Source organism: Acidisoma cellulosilyticum, from assembly GCF_020621385.1.
Lineage (GTDB): Bacteria > Pseudomonadota > Alphaproteobacteria > Acetobacterales > Acetobacteraceae > Acidisoma > Acidisoma cellulosilyticum.
The window spans coordinates 628,660-645,943 of record NZ_JAESVA010000001.1 but is presented as its reverse complement, the minus strand read 5'-3'; the positions used below and the strand labels follow the sequence as shown (position 1 = coordinate 645,943).

16 protein-coding genes are annotated in these 17,284 nt (G+C 62.5%); 12 read left to right on the top strand and 4 right to left on the bottom strand.

Annotated elements, in window-relative coordinates; translation table 11 throughout:
* Positions 1-181 precede the first annotated feature (181 nt).
* The 5 genes from ACELLULO517_RS03025 to trmB all read left to right on the top strand — a co-directional run bounded on the left by ACELLULO517_RS03025 (position 182) and on the right by trmB (position 4,861).
* The gene (locus ACELLULO517_RS03025) at positions 182-1,240 is read left to right on the top strand and encodes a glycosyltransferase family 4 protein (RefSeq protein ID WP_227305745.1); all 1,059 of its coding nucleotides are present in this window, start codon (positions 182-184) and stop codon (positions 1,238-1,240) included.
* A gap of 129 nt (positions 1,241-1,369) precedes the next feature.
* Complete coding sequence (gene phbB, locus ACELLULO517_RS03020; protein ID WP_227305743.1) at positions 1,370-2,092, top strand: acetoacetyl-CoA reductase; 723 nt, start codon at positions 1,370-1,372, stop codon at positions 2,090-2,092.
* 27 nt (positions 2,093-2,119) lie between these two features.
* Positions 2,120-2,881 carry a 4-hydroxy-tetrahydrodipicolinate reductase gene (dapB, locus tag ACELLULO517_RS03015; protein WP_227306064.1) on the top strand — a complete coding sequence of 254 codons (762 nt, stop codon included), beginning with the start codon at positions 2,120-2,122 and terminating at the stop codon, positions 2,879-2,881.
* Between the two features lie 94 nt (positions 2,882-2,975).
* Positions 2,976-4,163 (top strand): methionine adenosyltransferase, encoded by a 1,188-nt coding sequence (gene metK / locus ACELLULO517_RS03010; RefSeq protein WP_227305741.1) that lies wholly within the window; start codon positions 2,976-2,978, stop codon positions 4,161-4,163.
* A gap of 77 nt (positions 4,164-4,240) precedes the next feature.
* On the top strand, positions 4,241-4,861 hold the full coding sequence (trmB, locus tag ACELLULO517_RS03005) for a tRNA (guanine(46)-N(7))-methyltransferase TrmB (RefSeq protein ID WP_406566227.1): 621 nt from the start codon (positions 4,241-4,243) through the stop codon (positions 4,859-4,861).
* Here the strand turns inward: trmB and ACELLULO517_RS03000 are convergent.
* Both ACELLULO517_RS03000 and ACELLULO517_RS02995 read right to left on the bottom strand, forming a co-directional pair.
* Positions 4,812-6,020, bottom strand: coding sequence for an acyltransferase family protein (locus tag ACELLULO517_RS03000; protein ID WP_227305739.1), 1,209 nt, complete (start codon positions 6,018-6,020; stop codon positions 4,812-4,814). The two genes, trmB and ACELLULO517_RS03000, sit on opposite strands and share 50 nt — an antisense overlap.
* A 70-nt stretch (positions 6,021-6,090) precedes the next feature.
* The gene (locus ACELLULO517_RS02995) at positions 6,091-6,702 is read right to left on the bottom strand and encodes a YbhB/YbcL family Raf kinase inhibitor-like protein (RefSeq protein ID WP_227305737.1); all 612 of its coding nucleotides are present in this window, start codon (positions 6,700-6,702) and stop codon (positions 6,091-6,093) included.
* Between the two features lie 312 nt (positions 6,703-7,014).
* On the opposite strand from ACELLULO517_RS02995, the gene rimP reads away from it, so the two are divergent.
* The 5 genes from rimP (at position 7,015) to rbfA (ending at position 12,947) form a co-directional block, all read left to right on the top strand.
* On the top strand, positions 7,015-7,548 hold the full coding sequence (rimP, locus tag ACELLULO517_RS02990) for a ribosome maturation factor RimP (protein WP_227306062.1): 534 nt from the start codon (positions 7,015-7,017) through the stop codon (positions 7,546-7,548).
* Between the two features lie 78 nt (positions 7,549-7,626).
* On the top strand, positions 7,627-9,150 hold the full coding sequence (nusA, locus tag ACELLULO517_RS02985) for a transcription termination factor NusA (protein ID WP_227305735.1): 1,524 nt from the start codon (positions 7,627-7,629) through the stop codon (positions 9,148-9,150).
* The gene (locus ACELLULO517_RS02980; protein WP_406566226.1) at positions 9,113-9,853 is read left to right on the top strand and encodes an RNA-binding protein; all 741 of its coding nucleotides are present in this window, start codon (positions 9,113-9,115) and stop codon (positions 9,851-9,853) included. Before nusA ends, ACELLULO517_RS02980 begins: the two co-directional genes overlap by 38 nt.
* A 2-nt stretch (positions 9,854-9,855) precedes the next feature.
* Positions 9,856-12,555: a translation initiation factor IF-2 gene (infB, locus tag ACELLULO517_RS02975; RefSeq protein ID WP_227305731.1), complete on the top strand. Its 2,700-nt coding sequence runs from the start codon at positions 9,856-9,858 to the stop codon at positions 12,553-12,555.
* The gene (gene rbfA / locus ACELLULO517_RS02970) at positions 12,552-12,947 is read left to right on the top strand and encodes a 30S ribosome-binding factor RbfA (RefSeq protein ID WP_227305729.1); all 396 of its coding nucleotides are present in this window, start codon (positions 12,552-12,554) and stop codon (positions 12,945-12,947) included. Before infB ends, rbfA begins: the two co-directional genes overlap by 4 nt.
* A gap of 490 nt (positions 12,948-13,437) precedes the next feature.
* Here the strand turns inward: rbfA and ACELLULO517_RS02965 are convergent, their stop codons facing one another.
* The gene (locus ACELLULO517_RS02965; protein ID WP_227305727.1) at positions 13,438-14,241 is read right to left on the bottom strand and encodes an SDR family NAD(P)-dependent oxidoreductase; all 804 of its coding nucleotides are present in this window, start codon (positions 14,239-14,241) and stop codon (positions 13,438-13,440) included.
* 164 nt (positions 14,242-14,405) lie between these two features.
* On the opposite strand from ACELLULO517_RS02965, the gene hisD reads away from it, so the two are divergent.
* Positions 14,406-15,719: a histidinol dehydrogenase gene (gene hisD, locus ACELLULO517_RS02960; protein WP_227306061.1), complete on the top strand. Its 1,314-nt coding sequence runs from the start codon at positions 14,406-14,408 to the stop codon at positions 15,717-15,719.
* A gap of 230 nt (positions 15,720-15,949) precedes the next feature.
* Positions 15,950-16,405 carry a MarR family winged helix-turn-helix transcriptional regulator gene (locus ACELLULO517_RS02955; RefSeq protein ID WP_227305725.1) on the top strand — a complete coding sequence of 152 codons (456 nt, stop codon included), beginning with the start codon at positions 15,950-15,952 and terminating at the stop codon, positions 16,403-16,405.
* A 131-nt stretch (positions 16,406-16,536) separates the two neighbouring features.
* Here ACELLULO517_RS02955 and ACELLULO517_RS02950 read toward each other — a convergent pair whose 3' ends face one another.
* Complete coding sequence (locus ACELLULO517_RS02950; RefSeq protein ID WP_406566225.1) at positions 16,537-17,205, bottom strand: YqgE/AlgH family protein; 669 nt, start codon at positions 17,203-17,205, stop codon at positions 16,537-16,539.
* Positions 17,206-17,284 lie beyond the last annotated feature (79 nt).

The following is a 17,284-nucleotide window of genomic DNA, read 5'->3' as shown; positions in this document are numbered from 1 at the left end:
TAGGGGCGGGCGTTTAACCGATGCGGGGGGCGGAGGCAAGCTTTCCCGCACGCATGCCGCCCGCCCGTTTCAGGTGCAGAGCCTGATGATACTGTAAAGAATGACGGAAATCCTACTGGGCGCCGTCTTGCTCTGGGCCGGGCCTTCCGTCATGGTCCGCCGCCGTTCAAAACCGTAACCGATGACCCTTCACGCCGTTACCATTCACCTGATCTTCCTGGCCTGCCTGGCGATTGCTTCCGCCTGCGGCGTCCGGGCCATGATCGCCTTGGCCGTGATGGACCACCCCGAAGGGCGCAAGGCGCATGACGCGCCTACGCCCAAGCTCGGCGGTGTCGGCATCGTACTCGCCTACTTGGTCGGGATCCTGATCCTGTATCGCTTCGCCGGCTTCGCCCGCCTGGCCGACCCTTATTTCCGTGGCATGATCCTGTCGTCCTTCGCGATCGCCCTGGTCGCGCTGCTGGACGACATTTACGACTACCGATTCATCATCAAACTTGGCGCCCAGGTGGCTGCCGCGCTGACGGCGGTGCTAACCGGGCTTTATGTCGTCGCCTATCACCTGCCTTATATAGGCGGCGTCGATGTCGGCCCCTTCGCCATTCCCTTTACCTTGTGCTGGATTTTGTTCGCCACCAACGCGATGAATTTCATCGACGGGCTGAACGGTCTCGCTTCCGGCATCACCTTCATTACCTGCGTCTTCCTCAGCATCTTCGCGGCCCATGCCAATGGCTGGTTCACCTATTTCGCGGCGGCGCTGCTGGCGGCGGGCGTGCTGGGCTTCATGCCCTTCAACTATCCGCGTGCGCGGATCTTCATGGGCGATGTCGGCAGCCAGTTCTGCGGCTTCGTGCTGGCCATGCTGGCGGTCGCCTCCTCCCGCTTCGAAGGCGCCGACCTCTCCTTCGTGCTGGTGCCGATGATGCTGACGGGCGCGCTGTATGATGTCGCCTTCACCTTGGTCCGCCGGCTGCTGCGCGGCGAGAACATTACCCAGGCCCATCGCGGACATCTGTTCCAGATCGCCCATCGATCGGGCATGGCGCCATGGGCGATCACTTTGATCTATTGGGGCTTCACGCTGTTCGGCGCGGCATCATCCTGGGTCTTCCTGGCGGTGCCGAGCCATTACAAGCCGATGATCGTGCCGGTGCCGTTGATCCCCCCGATCATCTGGACCGTCTATATCGTCTATCGCGCAAGGGTCGCCGATGTCGGCCGCTGGTCACATTGATATGCGCAGCGCGATGCCGAAATGACGGCTAGCATCCTTACGTTTTCAGCCTAGACTTGGTTCCAGGCTGAAGCATCCGCGGACCTTCCGTCCGGCGGGTGCCAAAAAAGTGAGGCGAGGAGAAAGACCATGTCGAGAGTTGCACTCGTGACCGGTGGCACGCGCGGTATTGGTGCGGCCATCAGCATCGCTCTCAAGGAAGCCGGCCGTACCGTCATTGCGAGCTATGCCGGCAATGTCGAGAAGGCCGAGGCTTTTTCGGCAGCGACAGGGATCGTCACGCTGAAATTCGACGCCGGCGATTTCGCGGAATGCGAAGCGGCTGTTGCCCAGATCACGGAACAGCAAGGCCCGATCGAGATTTTGGTCAATAACGCCGGCATCACGCGAGACGGCACCATGACGCGGATGACGCGCGACATGTGGGATGCCGTGATGGATACCAATCTCGGCTCCTGCTTCAATCTGTGCAAACTGACCTTCGACGGCATGAAGGCGAAGAAATTCGGCCGCGTCGTCAATATCGGCAGCATCAACGGCCAGGCCGGCCAATATGGTCAGGTCAACTACGCCGCCGCCAAATCCGGCATTCACGGTTTCACCAAGGCGCTAGCCCAGGAAGGTGCCCGTTTCGGCATCACCGTCAATGCCATCGCGCCTGGCTACGTCGATACGGATATGGTCCGCGCCGTGCCGGAGGATGTGCTGGGTAAGATCATTGCCCGCATTCCTGTCGGGCGGCTGGGTCAGGCCGAGGATATCGCCCGCGGCGTTACCTTTCTGACGGCGGACGAAGGCAGTTTCATCACCGGATCGACGCTGTCGATCAACGGTGGCCAACACATGTACTGATCAACGGATACTTATATCTTTATGTCTTTGCGGATTGGAATTGCCGGTATCTCTGGCCGGATGGGGCAGATGCTGGTGGAAGAGGTCGCGACCGCCGGTGCCGCGCTTGTCGGCGGCACGCGGCATGCGACGCCGGCGGACAGCCCGGTGCCGCTTTTCCAGACTGTCGCGGCACTCGCGGAAGCGAGCGACGTGGTGATTGATTTCACGCGTGCCGGCACGGCCGAGGCGCATGCCGAGGTGCTGATCGCGGCCGGTACCCCCTGGATATTGGGCACATCCGGTCTGTCGGCCGCGGAGGAGGCGATCGTCGCCCAGGCGGCGCGCTGGATTCCCGTGGTTTATGCCGCCAATTTCTCAGCCGGCGTCACGCTGGTTCTGGCGCTCGCCGAGCAAATGGCGGCGGCTTTGCCGGCGGAGCAATACGATGCCGAGATCGTCGAGATGCATCACCGCCAGAAGGTTGACGCGCCATCCGGTACCGCGATCGGCATCGGCAGGGCGGTTGCCGCCGGTCGTAAGGTCGATTTGACCGATGTCATGCAGAGCGGACGGGACGGGCATACCGGGCCGCGCGTCACAGGTGAAATCGGTTTCGCGGCTTTGCGCGGCGGCCAGATCGTCGGGGAGCATAGCCTCCTCTTTGCCGGCGCAGATGAGCAAATCGTTCTTACACATAGGGCTTTTGACCGCAGGACTTTCGCCACCGGTGCCGTGCGCGCGGCCCATTGGGTAAGCGACAAGCCGCCCGGTCTTTATTCCATGAAAGACGTTCTGGGTCTGGCCTGACGGCGCAAAGGGTTGACCCGCTTGCCGCTTTAGGCGAAATCCCCTCTCCCTCGCCGGTGGGTGAGGAGATTCCTCCGTCAGCATGGAGCACGTTATGCGCGATACCGGCGAGTATCTATTCACGTCAGAATCGGTTTCTGAAGGCCACCCCGATAAGGTTGCCGACCGGATCAGCGATACGGTGCTCGACGCCTATCTCGCGGCCGACCCTTATGCGCGTGTCGCCTGTGAGACCCTGGTGACGACGAACCGCATCGTCCTTGCGGGCGAGACCCGTGGCCCGGACAGCATCACCGCCGAATATCTCGCCCATCTGGCGCGTATGGCGGTGCATGACATCGGCTATGATCAGGCGGGCTTCTCCTGGCGCAATGCGCAGGTCGATGTGCTTCTGCATGCCCAGTCCGCCGATATCGCGGTCGGCGTCGACGCTGCCGGCAACAAGGACGAAGGCGCGGGCGACCAGGGCATCATGTTCGGCTATGCCTGCCGCGAGACTGAAGAGCTGATGCCGGCGCCGCTTTATTACTCGCATCTCATTCTGCGCCGCGTCGCCGAACTGCGCCGCAACAAGGACCTGAGCGTCGAAGGCCTGCAGCCCGACGCCAAGAGCCAGGTCACGCTGCGCTATGTCGACGGCAAGCCGGTCGGCGCCACCAGCGTCGTCGTCTCCACCCAGCATGACGAAGGCGTCAGCCTGTCGAAGGTGCGGGGCATGCTGCTTCCGATCATTCAGTCGAGCCTGCCGGAAGGCTGGATGCCCGACGAATCCGAAATCTACATCAACCCGACAGGCACCTTCGTCGTCGGCGGTCCGGACGGTGATTGCGGCCTGACCGGTCGCAAGATCATCGTCGACACCTACGGCGGTGCGGCCCCGCATGGCGGCGGCGCCTTCTCGGGTAAGGACCCGACCAAGGTTGATCGTTCGGCCGCCTATGTCTGCCGCTATCTGGCCAAGAATGTCGTGGCCGCTGGCCTGGCCGAGAAGTGCACGCTGCAGATTTCCTACGCCATTGGCGTGTCCCATCCACTGTCCGTCTATGTCGATCTGCATGGCACGGGCCGCGATGTGAGCGAGCAGAAGCTTGAAAAGACGCTGCGCGAACTGGTTAACCTGTCGCCGCGCGGTATCCGCGAGCATCTGCACCTCAACCGTGCGATCTACGCGCCGACCTCGGCCTATGGCCATTTCGGCCGCACGCCGGACGAGGAGAAGGGCACCTTCACCTGGGAACGCACCGATCTCGTGTCGTCCCTGAAGTCCGCCTTCGGCCGCTGATTACGACCAAGCCTCAGCCGGACCGTCTTTACGGCCGGCAGCGTAGCCACCCGTTGCGGGCGCGGCAGCTCTGGCTCATGGAGCAAGTGCTGCCGCTGCTTCGCCTGCCGGAGGCGGGTTCTGCCGACCCGGCGGGCGCTTTTGCGCATTCTCCCCAGGAAGTCTGGTTTGAAGTGGGTTTCGGTGGCGGCGAACACGCGCGCGCCTTGGCCGAAGCCAACCCGCGGGTGGGCCTGATTGCCTGTGAGGTTTTCGAGAACGGCATCTGCTCGATGCTCTCGGCCCTTGTGCCGGATGACGGGACCGAGGCCATTCCGCCTCTGCCCGTCAATCTGCGCCTATGGGACGAGGACGCGCGCCAGCTTCTGAGCAAGCTGCCGGACGCCACGTTGTCCCGGCTTTATCTGATGTTCCCGGACCCTTGGCCGAAGACGCGCCATACCAAGCGGCGCTTCATGCACCCCACGAATATCGAGATCGCCGCGCGGGTGATTCGTCCGGGCGGCATCTGGCGCATCGCGACCGACGACCCGACCTATCAGGATTGGACGGCCGAGGTTCTCGCTGGCCAGGACGCGTTCGACGTGCCGCCGCCCGCGCTTGAGCGGCCGGATGGCTGGCCGCCGACGCGGTATGAGGCCAAGGCCCTCACGGCTGGCCGGCAGCCGATGTATTGGAGTCTGACGCGTAAGGCCTAAGCCGAAACGCGTCTTTTGCGGTCGCCCGCCTCTGGCTCCAATGCCGCACCGGTTCCTCCCATCTGTGATGCACGACCAGTGCGACGAGCAGGGGCAGTGCGATGGCTGGTCCCATGAATGACAGCGTGAAGCGGTGCCAATCCCCATCCGCGCGGGGAGCCAGCCAGAGCATGAGCAGACGTTGTACCGGCGCGTGGGTCAGGTAGAGCGCGTAGGACATCCGCCCGGCCCAGAGCAGGATGGGCGAGGTCAGCAGCCGGTAGCCCCAATGACATGCCGCCCGAACGACGGACGGCGCGCGTGTGGGATTCTGACAGATAAGGCAAAGCACCCAGGCGAGCGGCACCAGCACCGCGGCCGGGTTGGTGCCGACCCCGCTCATGATGCAACTGGCCGTCAGGGTGAGGGCAACAAGGATGCGCGCCGCTCTGTCATCCGGCCTGCGCATCAGCCCGAAGCTTGCGATGCCGAGTGCGAAATACCAGGCTTCCTGCGGCAGAAAGGCTCGACCGAACTGCCACTCGGCAGGCAGGGCGTCATTACCGAGCCCCAAAATCCCGAGCAGCAGCAATGTCGTCACGCAATACCGCAGCCCGACGGTGCTGGTCACACGACGACCGAAGGACGCGAGCGCCAGCCCCGCGAGGGCATAGAACTGCCACTCCGTGCTGAGACTCCACGCGGGACCAAGGATGGAAAATTCGGCATTGGGGAGCAAAGCAGGGGGCAATAAGCCCTGGAGCAAAAGAGCATGGGCCATGACATGCCAGAGCGCGGAATGCGGCCAGCCCGATTCGACAATGTCATGCGCGGCGCCACCGGGAGACAGCCACCCCATCGCCGGAAAGGGATCGCCGAGGCTGAGGGCCAGGGCCGCGAGGGCGAGGGCGAGCGCATAGACGGGTATCAGCCGGCCCGCCCGCGCCAGCAGGAAGCGGGCGGTGGGATGCGGGAGGGTTGCGAATTTTTCTATCGACCCGAGGATGACGAGTCCGCTTAGGACGAAGAACAGCGCGACAGCCGCGCGCCCATGGGACAGAAGATCGCCCAGACCGGCGAGCGCAGGCGGAAGATCAAGGAAGGGGATCGTGTGCCCGAGCAGGATATAGAGCGCGAGCAGGCCGCGCAGCCCGTCCAGCGCGAGAAATCGCCCGACCATAGATCTCTCTTTCGAAACATAACGATAATGTTACGAAATGACGATTGGTCCGGCTAGTCCCGAAGAACAGTCAGCGGGCGCTATAATAAGGCGTGAGACTGGCGTGGCCGAGGGCGTGGCGGCGCAGGAAAATGGCGACCGTCTCAGCGGGCGTGCCGTCCTTGAAGGTCAGATGTCCTGCGTTCAGCGCCCAGACGGTGATGAGGTAGTGGTGCGGGACGGCGCCCTTCTTGGGGCAAGGGCCGCTATAGCCGATCGCATCGAAGCCATTTCTGGATTGGCCGGTGCCGCTCGGCATCAGCGTCGCATCGGCTGCGGCATTGGCCGGCAGCGAGGCGGTCGAGGTCGGCAGGTTGAACATCAGCCACAACCAGACGACGCCGACCTTGGCGTCGAGATCGGCCATGCTGATGGCGTAGCTCGCCGTGCCGTCCGGAGCGTGAGACCAGGCGAGAGCCGGAGACTTATTGCCGCCGTGACATTCGTCGCGCTGTCCGACATTCTCGCTCGGGACCATGCTGCCCGAGCGAATGGTCGGGCTGGTGAGCGAGAAATGTGCAGGCGCCGCCTCGCTTTGCGCGCTAAAGGCGGTCGCCGCGGTCAGGGCAATGGTGCAAAGCAGCAATGATTTCATCACATGGCCGGTTCGCAGAAGGCGGTGGCCCAGAAGACGCAAAGTCATTGGCAGGATCCTGCGTTGCGGGCTATCCTTCGCGCAACAATAACTCCCGCGCAAAGTTGGGGAAAACATCCAAGAAACTGAAAGGGTGGCCTTGTGGCCGCCTTTTTTATTGTTTGTGGGCAGCCGTTTACCGGCGCTAGCTGGCCCAGGCAAGAGCAGAGCAGGGCGCGCTGAGACTGGGTCTGCCCTGCAGGGGCCGCTTCTCGCTTGCGCCACCGAACCATGCCCCCTATATCGCTATTCTTCCCTTTACCGCTGGTTTGGACGGGGGTGGCCCAAAAGGCTGCCTGTTTTGCTGTGACCGATGTCGTTTTGAACGCCGATAACATACCGCACCACACGGGCTTCGACGCCCGTCTGGCTGATATCATCCTGCCCCGCATCGCGGAGATGGGGTTTGAGCTGGTGCGCGTCCGCATGCTGGGCCGTGAACGCCCGACCGTGCAGATCATGGCCGACCGCGCCGACGGCACTCAGATTACTGTCGAGGATTGCGAGACGATCAGCCATCAGATCGGTGCCGTGCTGGACGTTGAAGATATTGTCCCAGGCGCCTGGACTTTAGAGGTAAGCTCTGCCGGGATTGATCGGCCGTTGACGCGGGCGCGTGACTGGAACCGCTTTTCCGGCCATGCAGCGAAGGTGGAAATGACCGTGCCGACGCCCGATGGCCGCAGGCGGTTCTCTGGTGTCGTCCTTGGCGCCGCTGACGGTCAGGCGAGCCTCCGTCTCGATGATGGCAGCGCGGTCCAGTTTCCGCTGATCGATATTAAAACGGCACGCTTGGTTCTGACCGATGCGTTGATCGAAGCGACCGCCGGCTCGGCTCCGCCGGACCTGCACTGATTGCCTTTACCGACTGATCCAGCGCTGTCGATCGTTGAGCCGGATCATAGCTTTAGACGTTTCTGAGAGGCCCCGCCCATGGATACCGCGATAGCCCGTCCTGAGCTTCTGCTGGTTGCCGACGCCGTCGCGCGCGAAAAGTCCATCGACCGCGAAGAAGTTCTGGAAGCCATGGAGCAGGCCATCCAGAAGGCTGGTCGTGCGAAATACGGCCATGAGAAAGACATCCGCGCGACGATCGACCGCAAGAGTGGCGATGTGCGTCTGTCGCGCTGGACGGAAGTGGTCGAGAAGGCCGAGAACGAAGATACCCAGATCCCGCTGCATATCGCGCTGAAGTTCAAGCCCGGCATCGGCCTCGGCGAATTCATCATCGATCCGCTGCCGCCGATCGATTTCGGCCGTATCGCGGCCCAGACGGCGAAGCAGGTCATCGTCCAGCGCGTGCGCGAGTATGAGCGTCGCCGCCAGTTCTCCGAATTCAAGGACCGCGTCGGCGAAATCGTGAACGGTGTCGTGAAGCGCACCGAATACGGCAACCTCATGGTCGATCTCGGTCGGGCCGAGGCGCTGCTGCGCCGTGACGAACTCATTGCCCGTGAAAGCTTCCGCAACGGCGACCGCGTCCGCGCCTTCATCTATGACGTGCGGGAAGAACCGCGCGGCCCGCAGATTTTCCTCTCCCGCACGCATCCGGGCTTCCTCGCCAAGCTTTTTGCGCAGGAAGTGCCCGAAATCTATGACGGCATCATCGAGATCAAGGCCGTCGCCCGTGACCCCGGCAGCCGCGCCAAGATGGCGGTGATCAGCCGCGACCAGTCGATCGACCCGGTCGGCGCCTGCGTCGGCATGCGCGGCAGCCGCGTTCAGGCCGTGGTGCAGGAGTTGCAGGGCGAGAAGATCGACATCATTCCCTGGAGCCCGCAGGCCGCGACCTTTGTCGTCAATGCGCTGGCACCGGCCGAAGTCACCAAAGTGGTGATGGAGGAGGAGACCGGGCGCGTTGAAGTCGTGGTGCCCGATACCCAGTTGTCGCTCGCCATCGGCCGTCGTGGCCAGAATGTCCGTCTTGCGAGCCAGCTGACGCGCTGGGATATCGACATTCTGACCGAGGCCGAGGAAAGCGAGCGTCGTCAGGAAGAGTTCCGCCGCCGCTCCGGCCTGTTCGTGGAAGCGCTCGACGTCGATGACGTCATCGCCGGCCTGCTGGTGACCGAAGGCTTCACGACGCTGGAAGAACTGGCCTATACGCCGATCGACGAAATTGCCTCGATCGAAGGGTTTGATGAGAATGTCGGCGGCGAGCTTATTCGCCGCGCCGAGGAATTCATCACCCGTCGCGACCGCGAGTTGGAAGACAAGCGCGTGGAATTGGGCGTGACGGACGACGTCGCCTCTTTTGAAATCTTCAGCGCGCAGACCTTGGTGGCGCTCGGCGAGAAGGGCGTGAAAACGCTCGACGATCTGGCCGATCTCGCGTCCGACGAGCTGATCGAAATCGTCGGCGCCAGCCTTGATGAGGAAACGGCGAACGAAATCATCATGCAGGCGCGGGCGCATTGGTTTGCGGAGGACGGCAGCTCTGAGCCCGACGCACAATGAGTATCCCGATCGTCTGACGGCGCCAGCCGCCGCACTGACGCCGCCGTTGGCGGGGACCGCGCTATCGGTTCCTGTCCCGGCCGCGGAAGACGATGATGCAGATATGATGGAGGAGCATGGGCCCCTCCGTCGCTGCATCGTGACGCGTGAACGTCAATCCCCTTCGGTGATGATCCGATTCGTTCTGGGGCCCGACCGTGCCATTGTCCCTGACCTCTCGGCAAAGCTGCCCGGACGGGGAATGTGGTTGAGCGCGCGTCGGGATGTGTTAGATACCGCTCTCGCTCGAAAAGCTTTCGCCCGTGTCGCACGGACGGAGGTGCTGGTGCCGGTCGAATTGCCGTCCATCATCGAGGCAGCGCTCAAGCGAAGAGTGATTGAGATTTTAGGCATGACCCGACGCGCTGGTCAGGCCGTGAGTGGATTTACCAAAGCGCGAGAGTGGCTGGTCGCGGATCGCGCGGCGGTTGTTGTTCAGGCTTCTGACGGCAGCCCCGACGAACGGGCCAGATTGTTAAATGGACGCGTGGTTCCCGTCGTCACCCCTCTGCCCGCAGTGGCATTGGGGCAGATCTTCGGGCGAGACCAGGCTGTGCATATAGCGGTATCAGCTGGGCGGCTGGCGACGATGCTGCTGACTGAGAGTGAGCGCCTGGCCGGTATGAGCCGCACCAGGGCCGATGCTGATCAACCGGGCGGATGACATTGAGCGATACGAAAGACCAAGACGGCAAGGCTAGATTGTCCCTGCGACCCGCGGGTCGTTTGGAACTGGGGCGGACCGTGGACGCGGGTTCCGTGCGCCAGAGCTTCAGCCATGGCCGTTCCAAGGTAGTACAGGTTGAAGTGCGGAAAAAGCGGGCGCCTGGCGCACCGCCGCCGACCTCTCCCTCTCCCGGTCCGTCAGCCTCGGGCGGCGGTGGCCGTCCGCAGGGCGGTGGCCGGCAGAGTCCGGGGGGCGCCGGACGCGCGCTGACCGCGAGCGAGCTCGCGATCCGCCAGCGTGTGCTGGAAGATCAGAAGCGCGACGCCGCGAAGCGTGAGGCGGAAGCCCGCGAACGCGAAAAGATCATGATCCTGTCGGCTGCCGAAGAAGCGCGCCGCCGCGAGGATGAAGAGCGCAAGGCGGCCGAGGAACAGGCCCGTCTTGAGAAGGAAGAGGCCGGCCGCAAGGCCGCCGAAGAGGCTGACCGTCGCGTCGCCGAGCAGATCGAGCGCAAACCGGCCGCGGAAGAGCAACCGGTACGTCGTCCGGTCGCGGCCAGCGGTGCGCAGCAATCGTCACCGCAGCCGCAGCGTCAGGTGCCGAACCCGGCAGGCGGCGCACCCGCCGCTGCCCGTCCGGCTCAGCCGCCGCGCGCCCCGGCCGAGACGTTGCGCCTGAAGCCCGCCGGTCGTGCCGGTGAGGAAGATGAGGAATCGCGTCCGGTTCGTCGCCCCGGTGGCACTGTGCTGCCGGCGCGCAAGCCGCCCGTCGTCGCCCCCAAGAAGGGCACGGACGATCGGCGTCGTACCGGCAAGATCAATGTCCAAGCCGCCATCGAGGGTGATGACGAACGCGTGCGCAGCATCGCCTCGATGCGTCGCCAGCGTGACCGCGAGCGCCGTCAGGCCGAGCTCGAGCGTCTGCGCACCGATCAGGTGAAGGTCGTTCGCGACGTCGTGCTGCCGGAAATGATCACGGTTCAGGAACTGGCCAATCGTATGGCCGCCCGCGCCGGTGAAGTGGTCAAGGCGCTCATGAAAATGGGCGTGATGGCGACGATCACACAGTCGATCGATGCCGACACGGCCGAACTCATCGTTCAGGAATTCGGACACCGCGTGAAGCGCGTTTCCGAGAGCGACGTCGAAATCGGCCTCGAAGGCGAGGTCGACGACGAAGAAGATCTGATGGTGCGGCCGCCGGTCGTCACCATCATGGGGCATGTCGATCACGGCAAGACCAGCCTGCTCGATGCGCTCCGCCACACGACTGTGGCGGCGGGCGAAGCGGGTGGCATTACCCAGCATATCGGCGCCTATCAGATCACGACCGCCCGTGGCGAGAAGATCACCTTCATCGATACGCCGGGTCATGCGGCCTTCACGGCCATGCGCTCTCGCGGCGCGAGTGTCACCGATATCGTGATCCTGGTGGTGGCCGCCGATGACGGGGTCATGCCCCAGACGATCGAGGCGATCAGCCACGCCAAGGCCGCCAATGTGCCGATCATCGTCGCTATCAATAAGATGGATAAGCCCGGCGCCAATCCCGAGCGCGTGCGCAACGAGCTGTTGCAGCATGAGATCGTGGTCGAAAGCCTGGGCGGCGATACGCAGGAGATTCACGTCTCCGCGTTGAAGCGCACCGGTCTCGACAAGCTTGAGGACGCCATCCTGGTTCAGGCCGAAGTCCTGGATCTGAAGGCCAATCCGACTCGCGACGCCGAAGGTGTCGTCATCGAAAGCCGGCTTGATCGTGGCCGTGGCCCGGTTGCGACGGTGCTGGTGCAGAAGGGCACGCTTTGGACCGGCGATATTCTTGTCGCCGGTGCTGAATACGGTCGTGTTCGTGCGCTGATCGACTGGAACGGCGCCAATGTGAAGACCGCTGGCCCCTCGATGCCGGTGGAAGTGCTCGGCCTTTCCGCCGTTCCGGCTGCCGGCGAGACCTTCACAGTCGTCGACGACGAGCCCCGCGCCCGTGAAGTGGCCGAGTTCCGCCAGCGCAAGCTGCGCGACAAGGCGGCGGCCGGTCAGATTGCCGGTCGTGGCACGCTGGATCAGATGCTGGCCCGCATTCAGGCCGGTGTGCAGAAGGAAGTCGGCGTCGTCATCAAGGCGGATGTGCAGGGTAGCTCTGAAGCCATTCAGGCGACCGTGCTCAAGCTCGCCAATGAGGAAGTCAAGGTCCGCGTGCTGCTGGCCGGCGTCGGTCAGATTTCGGAGAGCGATATTCAGCTCGCCAAGGCCTCCAGCGCCGTTATCGTGGCCTTCAACGTCCGTGCGACGGTGCAGGCCCGTGAACTCGCGCAGCGCGAGAATGTCGATATCCGCTACTACAGCATCATCTATGATGTGGCGGATGACGTCGAAAAGCTGGTTCGTGGCCGCATGGCCCCGAAGGTGCGCGAGAACTTCCTGGGCTATGCCGAGATCCGTAAGGTCTTCGACATCACCAAGTCCGGCAAGGTCGCAGGCTGCATGGTTACCGAGGGCGTGGTGCGCCGCGGTGCGGGTGTCCGCCTGCTGCGCGACAACGTGGTCATCCACACCGGCGATCTGTCCCAGCTCAAGCGCTTCAAGGACGATGTGAAGGAAGTGGCCCGCAGCTATGAATGCGGTCTCTCCTTCGCGGGCTTCCAGGACCTGCGCGAGGGCGACATGGTGGAATGCTATGAGCGGGAGCTGGTGCCGGCGTGAAGGCGGCAGCCCCCTCTCAACGACAGCTTCGGGTCGCTGAAGAAGTCCGCCATCTTCTGGCGGACATTTTCGCCCGCGACACCATCCGCGATCATGAGCTGAGCGGTATCGTCATCACCGTGACGGAGGTCCGCATCAGCCCGGATCTGCGGCAGGCGACAGCCTATGTCACCCGCCTGGGGCGGAGCGATGTCGACAAGCTGCTGCCCGCCCTGAAGCGGGTCGCGCCCTTCCTGCGCAGCCAGCTGGCGCGCTCGATGCGTCTGCGGGTGGCCCCTATGATCTCCTTCATGGCCGATACCTCGATCGACTATGCCATGGAGGTTAACAGCCTGCTCCATCGCCCGGAAGTCGTCCGCGACCTGAACGGCGACAGCGAGACCGTCGGCTAGAGCGTTTCCTGTTCGCTTACGCTCACAGGCGCCGCTCTAGTTTATTGTTTTTGCGAGCATCTTTACCCGGCAGATGATTCCATCTGACCGGGATCTGCTCTAGAGCAGGCTCAGGCTTTGACTTAAGCAGGCCCAAAGGTATCGGGCTGTACGCGGCGCTCAACCTTCGTCCTCAAACTGCCTTGAAAGGCCGCCTGCACATCCCGCAGGCGGCCTTTTTCGTGCTCTGTAAGGTCGTCTTCCATGGGAAGGACTGTGGCGCGCGTGCAGCGGTTCTGGCGGCATGATGGGGGCTTGGCGGGGGCTTTGGCTTTATCCCGTCGTCCTTTGCGGTGGCATCCTGCGCGGTCAAGGCGCGCATCATTCGGTAGATCAGTCAATAGTCGGATAAATAATCATTCGAGGCTAAAGTGTTTGATAGGTCGATGGATGTTTTGGTATCGAAAAAAGGTGAGATTCAGTCGCGCTCGCACGTGACTGCGTAGTCAGGCTAAAGTGCCGCGAGTGTTCCGCCGTCAACATAGAGCACTTGACCGGTGACATAGGCGGCGGCGTCCGAGCAGAGGAAAACGGCTGCCCCCATCAGATCCTCCATGCGCCCGAAGCGACCGAGCGGGATTTTACCCAGCATCCGGTCCTGCCAATCGGCATCGGCATAGAAAGGCGCTGTCATAGCGGTCTGGAAATAGCCGGGACCGATTCCGTTGACGCGAATGCCCATGGGCCCCCATTCCGCGGCGAGCGCGCGGGTCATGCCGAGGAGACCGCTTTTGGAGGCGCCGTATGGAACGGCGGTTGGAATGCCAACTTCGGAGGTCAGAGAACAAAGGTTAAGTATCACGCCGCCGCGCGGGTCCTTATTCTCCCTGATCATCCGGCTTGCGGCCGCCTGAGCGCAGAAGAAACCGCCGCGGAGATTCGTTCCTAAGATCCTGTCCCAAAGTAGTAAATCAACATCGAGGGAAGGCCGCACTTCCTCTATACCGGCGTTGTTAACGAGAATGTTAAGTCGCGAACCAGCCTTTTCGAAACAGGCCGCGATACTTTCGGGATCGCATACATCTAAGATGTCAACGTGATATATCCCGCCGGATTCTGCGATCAGCGCCGCGGTTTCCTCCAGGCTGCTTTTGTCGCGCGCGGTGACAATCACCTCAGCGCCAGCCTGGGCCAAGGCCAAAGCGATGGCCTGGCCAATGCCGCGTGATGCCCCGGTGACCAGGGCGGTTTTGTTATCAAGTGAGAAGCTTGGACAGTTCATGGCGGCTAGCCTCAACCATTTGATAAGGGACAAGCTCGGGATCAACGCGGTTAAAAAGCGCTAACCTGGAAAACATGCCGTGCTTTCGCGATCAAGAGTAGGCATTAATACGGCATGGGCGATTCGGCGCTGTCTTAAGCGGGCATTTGTCTCCGGATCCTGTCGTTCAGGTTAATGGTGAGGTTGGGTTGACATCGGTGTCGGTGAATTTTCATGATATTTCCAATCGTGAGGCTATTCCGGCTGAACTTTTGACCCGCACGGAAGCGGATCTTTCGCAGTTCCTTGATGGAGCGGCGCATATTATCGAGGCGGTGCGGACGGAAGGCGATGCCGCGCTTCGTCGATTCGCACGGGAATTCGACAAAGTTGAGGGGGACCTCGCATCTCTGCGGGCGACGGATGCGGATGTTGAGGATGCCTTCAACAAAGTTCCGCCGACTGTCGTGCGCGCAATTGAAGTGGCGATCGACGCTGTCCGGCGCTTCCATGAAGCACAGCGCCCTGAGGAGATGTGGCTGAAGGAAATCCATCCCGGTGCCTGGGCCGGAGATCGTTTCCTGCCGATCGCGTCGGTTGCTTGTTATGTCCCCCGCGGCAAGGGAGCCTTTCCCAGCGTCACGATCATGACCTCGGTGCCCGCGATCGTCGCGGGCGTTGCGCGGCCGATTATCGTCACGCCGCCCGGACCCGATGGGCTGGTTGACGCAGGAACGCTGGTGGCAGCCAGGCTGACCGGCATAAAAGAGATATATAAGTGCGGTGGCGCGCAAGGTGTCGCGGCGGTTGCCTATGGCACTGAAACCGTGCCGCGCTGCAACAAAATCGTCGGTCCCGGCAGCCCCTGGGTTGTGGCCGCAAAGCGCTTGCTCTCAACCCGGATTGATCCCGGCGTGCCGGCGGGGCCGAGCGAGTCCATCATTCTGACCGATGACAGCATCAGCGGCGCTTTGGCAGCGCTCGATCTGATCATCGAGTCCGAACATGGTCCCGATTCCTCAGCCTGGCTCGTCACGTCGAGCGAGCGCGTCGCGCGGGAAGCGATTGCCGCCCTGCCCGGGCATTGGGCGGATATGGAGGCAGGACGTGTGGCCTTCTCGCGCGCCGTGCTTACCGGTCCCCGTGGCGGGGTGATCTTGACGCGCGACTTTGACCAGGCGGTCGAATTTGTTAACGCCTATGCGCCGGAGCATCTGGAGATTCTGACAGAACAACCAATGTCTGTGCTCGGACGCATAAAAAATGCGGGGGAAGTACTGTTGGGTCCTCATACGCCGATAACCCTGGGCAACTATCTCCTGGGGCCCAATGCGGTGCTGCCGACAGGCGGTGCCGCGCGTACGGCGTCACCGCTATCGGTTTTCGACTATATGAAACGATCTTCTGTTGGTTATGTAACGAAATCAGGTTATGATAACCTCGCTCAACACGCAAAAGCCTTGGCAGAGTACGAAGGGTTTTCTGGACATGCGCTTGCGGTGTCAGCTAAGCGGGATGCACTACTGTCCTAAGTGTTAAGGATTACTTGGCTTTCACCCTAGCGGCGGGTTGAGAGACCATATTTCGATTTAACCTCTCTCTGATTGATATATTTGAGAGAGCGACTACTCAAAATGAGGGGAAATAGCTCGTGCTCGAACGTCAGACTTCTAAAGTAAAGCGCGCTGAAACGTCTCGCGCTACAGAATCTGCAGCTACCAGCAAGGCTTCTGCGGGGACGGTTATCGCGGCAGACCGGTATGTGCCAGGTCTGGTGCGCGCCGTTGCCAATAAGCTCGAAGGTGGCGCATCGCGCTTCTATCGGAAGCACTACACCATCGGTCTGTCGGAATGGCATATTCTGGTGGCTCTGGCTGCGGATCCTTGGATCACGTCTCCGATCCTCTGCAAGAACGCAGGTCTCGACAAGGCGGCCGTCAGCCGCAGCCTCGCGCGGATGGAAGAGCAGGGTCTTGTTCTGTCCCGCGACACAAGCGGCCGGTCGCGCGCGACCGCGCTGACGGCGAAGGGGCGTCGTCTGCATGATCGTATCGCGCAGGCGGCCATCACCCGTGAACAGCAGCTGCTGGCGGAGTTTTCGCCGAAGCAAGTCGATATGCTGATCAGCCTGTTGACCTCTCTCTCCAAGGCGGCCGCCGGGCTCACCGATGCGGCACCGAAAGGCACGCGCCGGACCAAGGCCGCCGCCAGCGAGTGATCCCCGGGGGACGGGCAGCCTCTCAGCCTGTTTTGCCGTAAAACAAGAAACGCCCAGCCGAGTAGGCTGGGCGTTTCTTTTTGGCGTTAAAGCCAGCGTCGCGGGCCGCGACACCCTACCGTAGCGGGCGTCTAAGCATGTCCCGCCGTGGGCGACAGCAGCAATGGGTCGATATGAAGCTTGCCCATAGCGCGGCGCCAGCGTGATGCATTATCGGCGTCGAAGATCAAACCCTCATCCGGGTGAACCGACAGCCAGGCATTGCTGCTGAGTTCCGCCTCCAACTGTCCTGGTCCCCAGCCGGCATAGCCGAGGGCTAGCAGGCCCTGCCGCGGGCCTTCGCCCTCCGCGATCGCCTTCAGCACGTCAAGGCTGGTGGTCAGTCCATAGCCGCCGTCAACGACCAGGCTGCTCTCGGCCATCCAATCCGCCGTATGCAGAACGAAGCCGCGGACATTCTCGACAGGGCCGCCGGCGCAAAGCCGGATTTCGCGTGCCGGCGGGTTCGGCTGGATATCGAGCTGCTTCATCAAACCGCTGAAATTCGGCTTCTCGACCGAGCGGTTGAGCACCAGACCCATCGCCCCGTCCTGGCCATGGGCGCAGACGAGGATGACAGTTTGGTTGAAATTGGGGTCCGTCAGGCTCGGCATCGCGATCAAAATCTGGCCCGCCAGCCGATCGGCTGCGCGATGGGCAAGGTCAGTCGGCTCGCTCGCCTGCTCCGGGACGACGGGGGCGGTATCGGCTTCGCTTGCGGCCACCTGGGCGGCTGTCTCGGATTTCGGGCGTCTGCTCATCCCATAGTATTTGGCCTTTTGGTTGGCCTGCGCAAGCGCGCAATGGGCCGCTTCAAGCTTTGCGCCTGACCCGGGGTAA

What these genes read in the sequence shown, in the direction of transcription:
- ACELLULO517_RS02995 (WP_227305737.1), bottom strand. Translation starts at nt 6,702, where the DNA reads ATGACTTTGCGTCTTCTGGGCCACCGCCTTCTGCGAACCGGCCATGTG.
- ACELLULO517_RS03000 (WP_227305739.1), bottom strand. Translation starts at nt 6,020, where the DNA reads ATGGTCGGGCGATTTCTCGCGCTGGACGGGCTGCGCGGCCTGCTCGCG.
- metK (WP_227305741.1), top strand. Translation starts at nt 2,976, where the DNA reads ATGCGCGATACCGGCGAGTATCTATTCACGTCAGAATCGGTTTCTGAA.
- trmB (WP_406566227.1), top strand. Translation starts at nt 4,241, where the DNA reads ATGGAGCAAGTGCTGCCGCTGCTTCGCCTGCCGGAGGCGGGTTCTGCC.
- ACELLULO517_RS02950 (WP_406566225.1), bottom strand. Translation starts at nt 17,205, where the DNA reads ATGAGCAGACGCCCGAAATCCGAGACAGCCGCCCAGGTGGCCGCAAGC.
- nusA (WP_227305735.1), top strand. Translation starts at nt 7,627, where the DNA reads ATGGATACCGCGATAGCCCGTCCTGAGCTTCTGCTGGTTGCCGACGCC.
- phbB (WP_227305743.1), top strand. Translation starts at nt 1,370, where the DNA reads ATGTCGAGAGTTGCACTCGTGACCGGTGGCACGCGCGGTATTGGTGCG.
- ACELLULO517_RS03025 (WP_227305745.1), top strand. Translation starts at nt 182, where the DNA reads ATGACCCTTCACGCCGTTACCATTCACCTGATCTTCCTGGCCTGCCTG.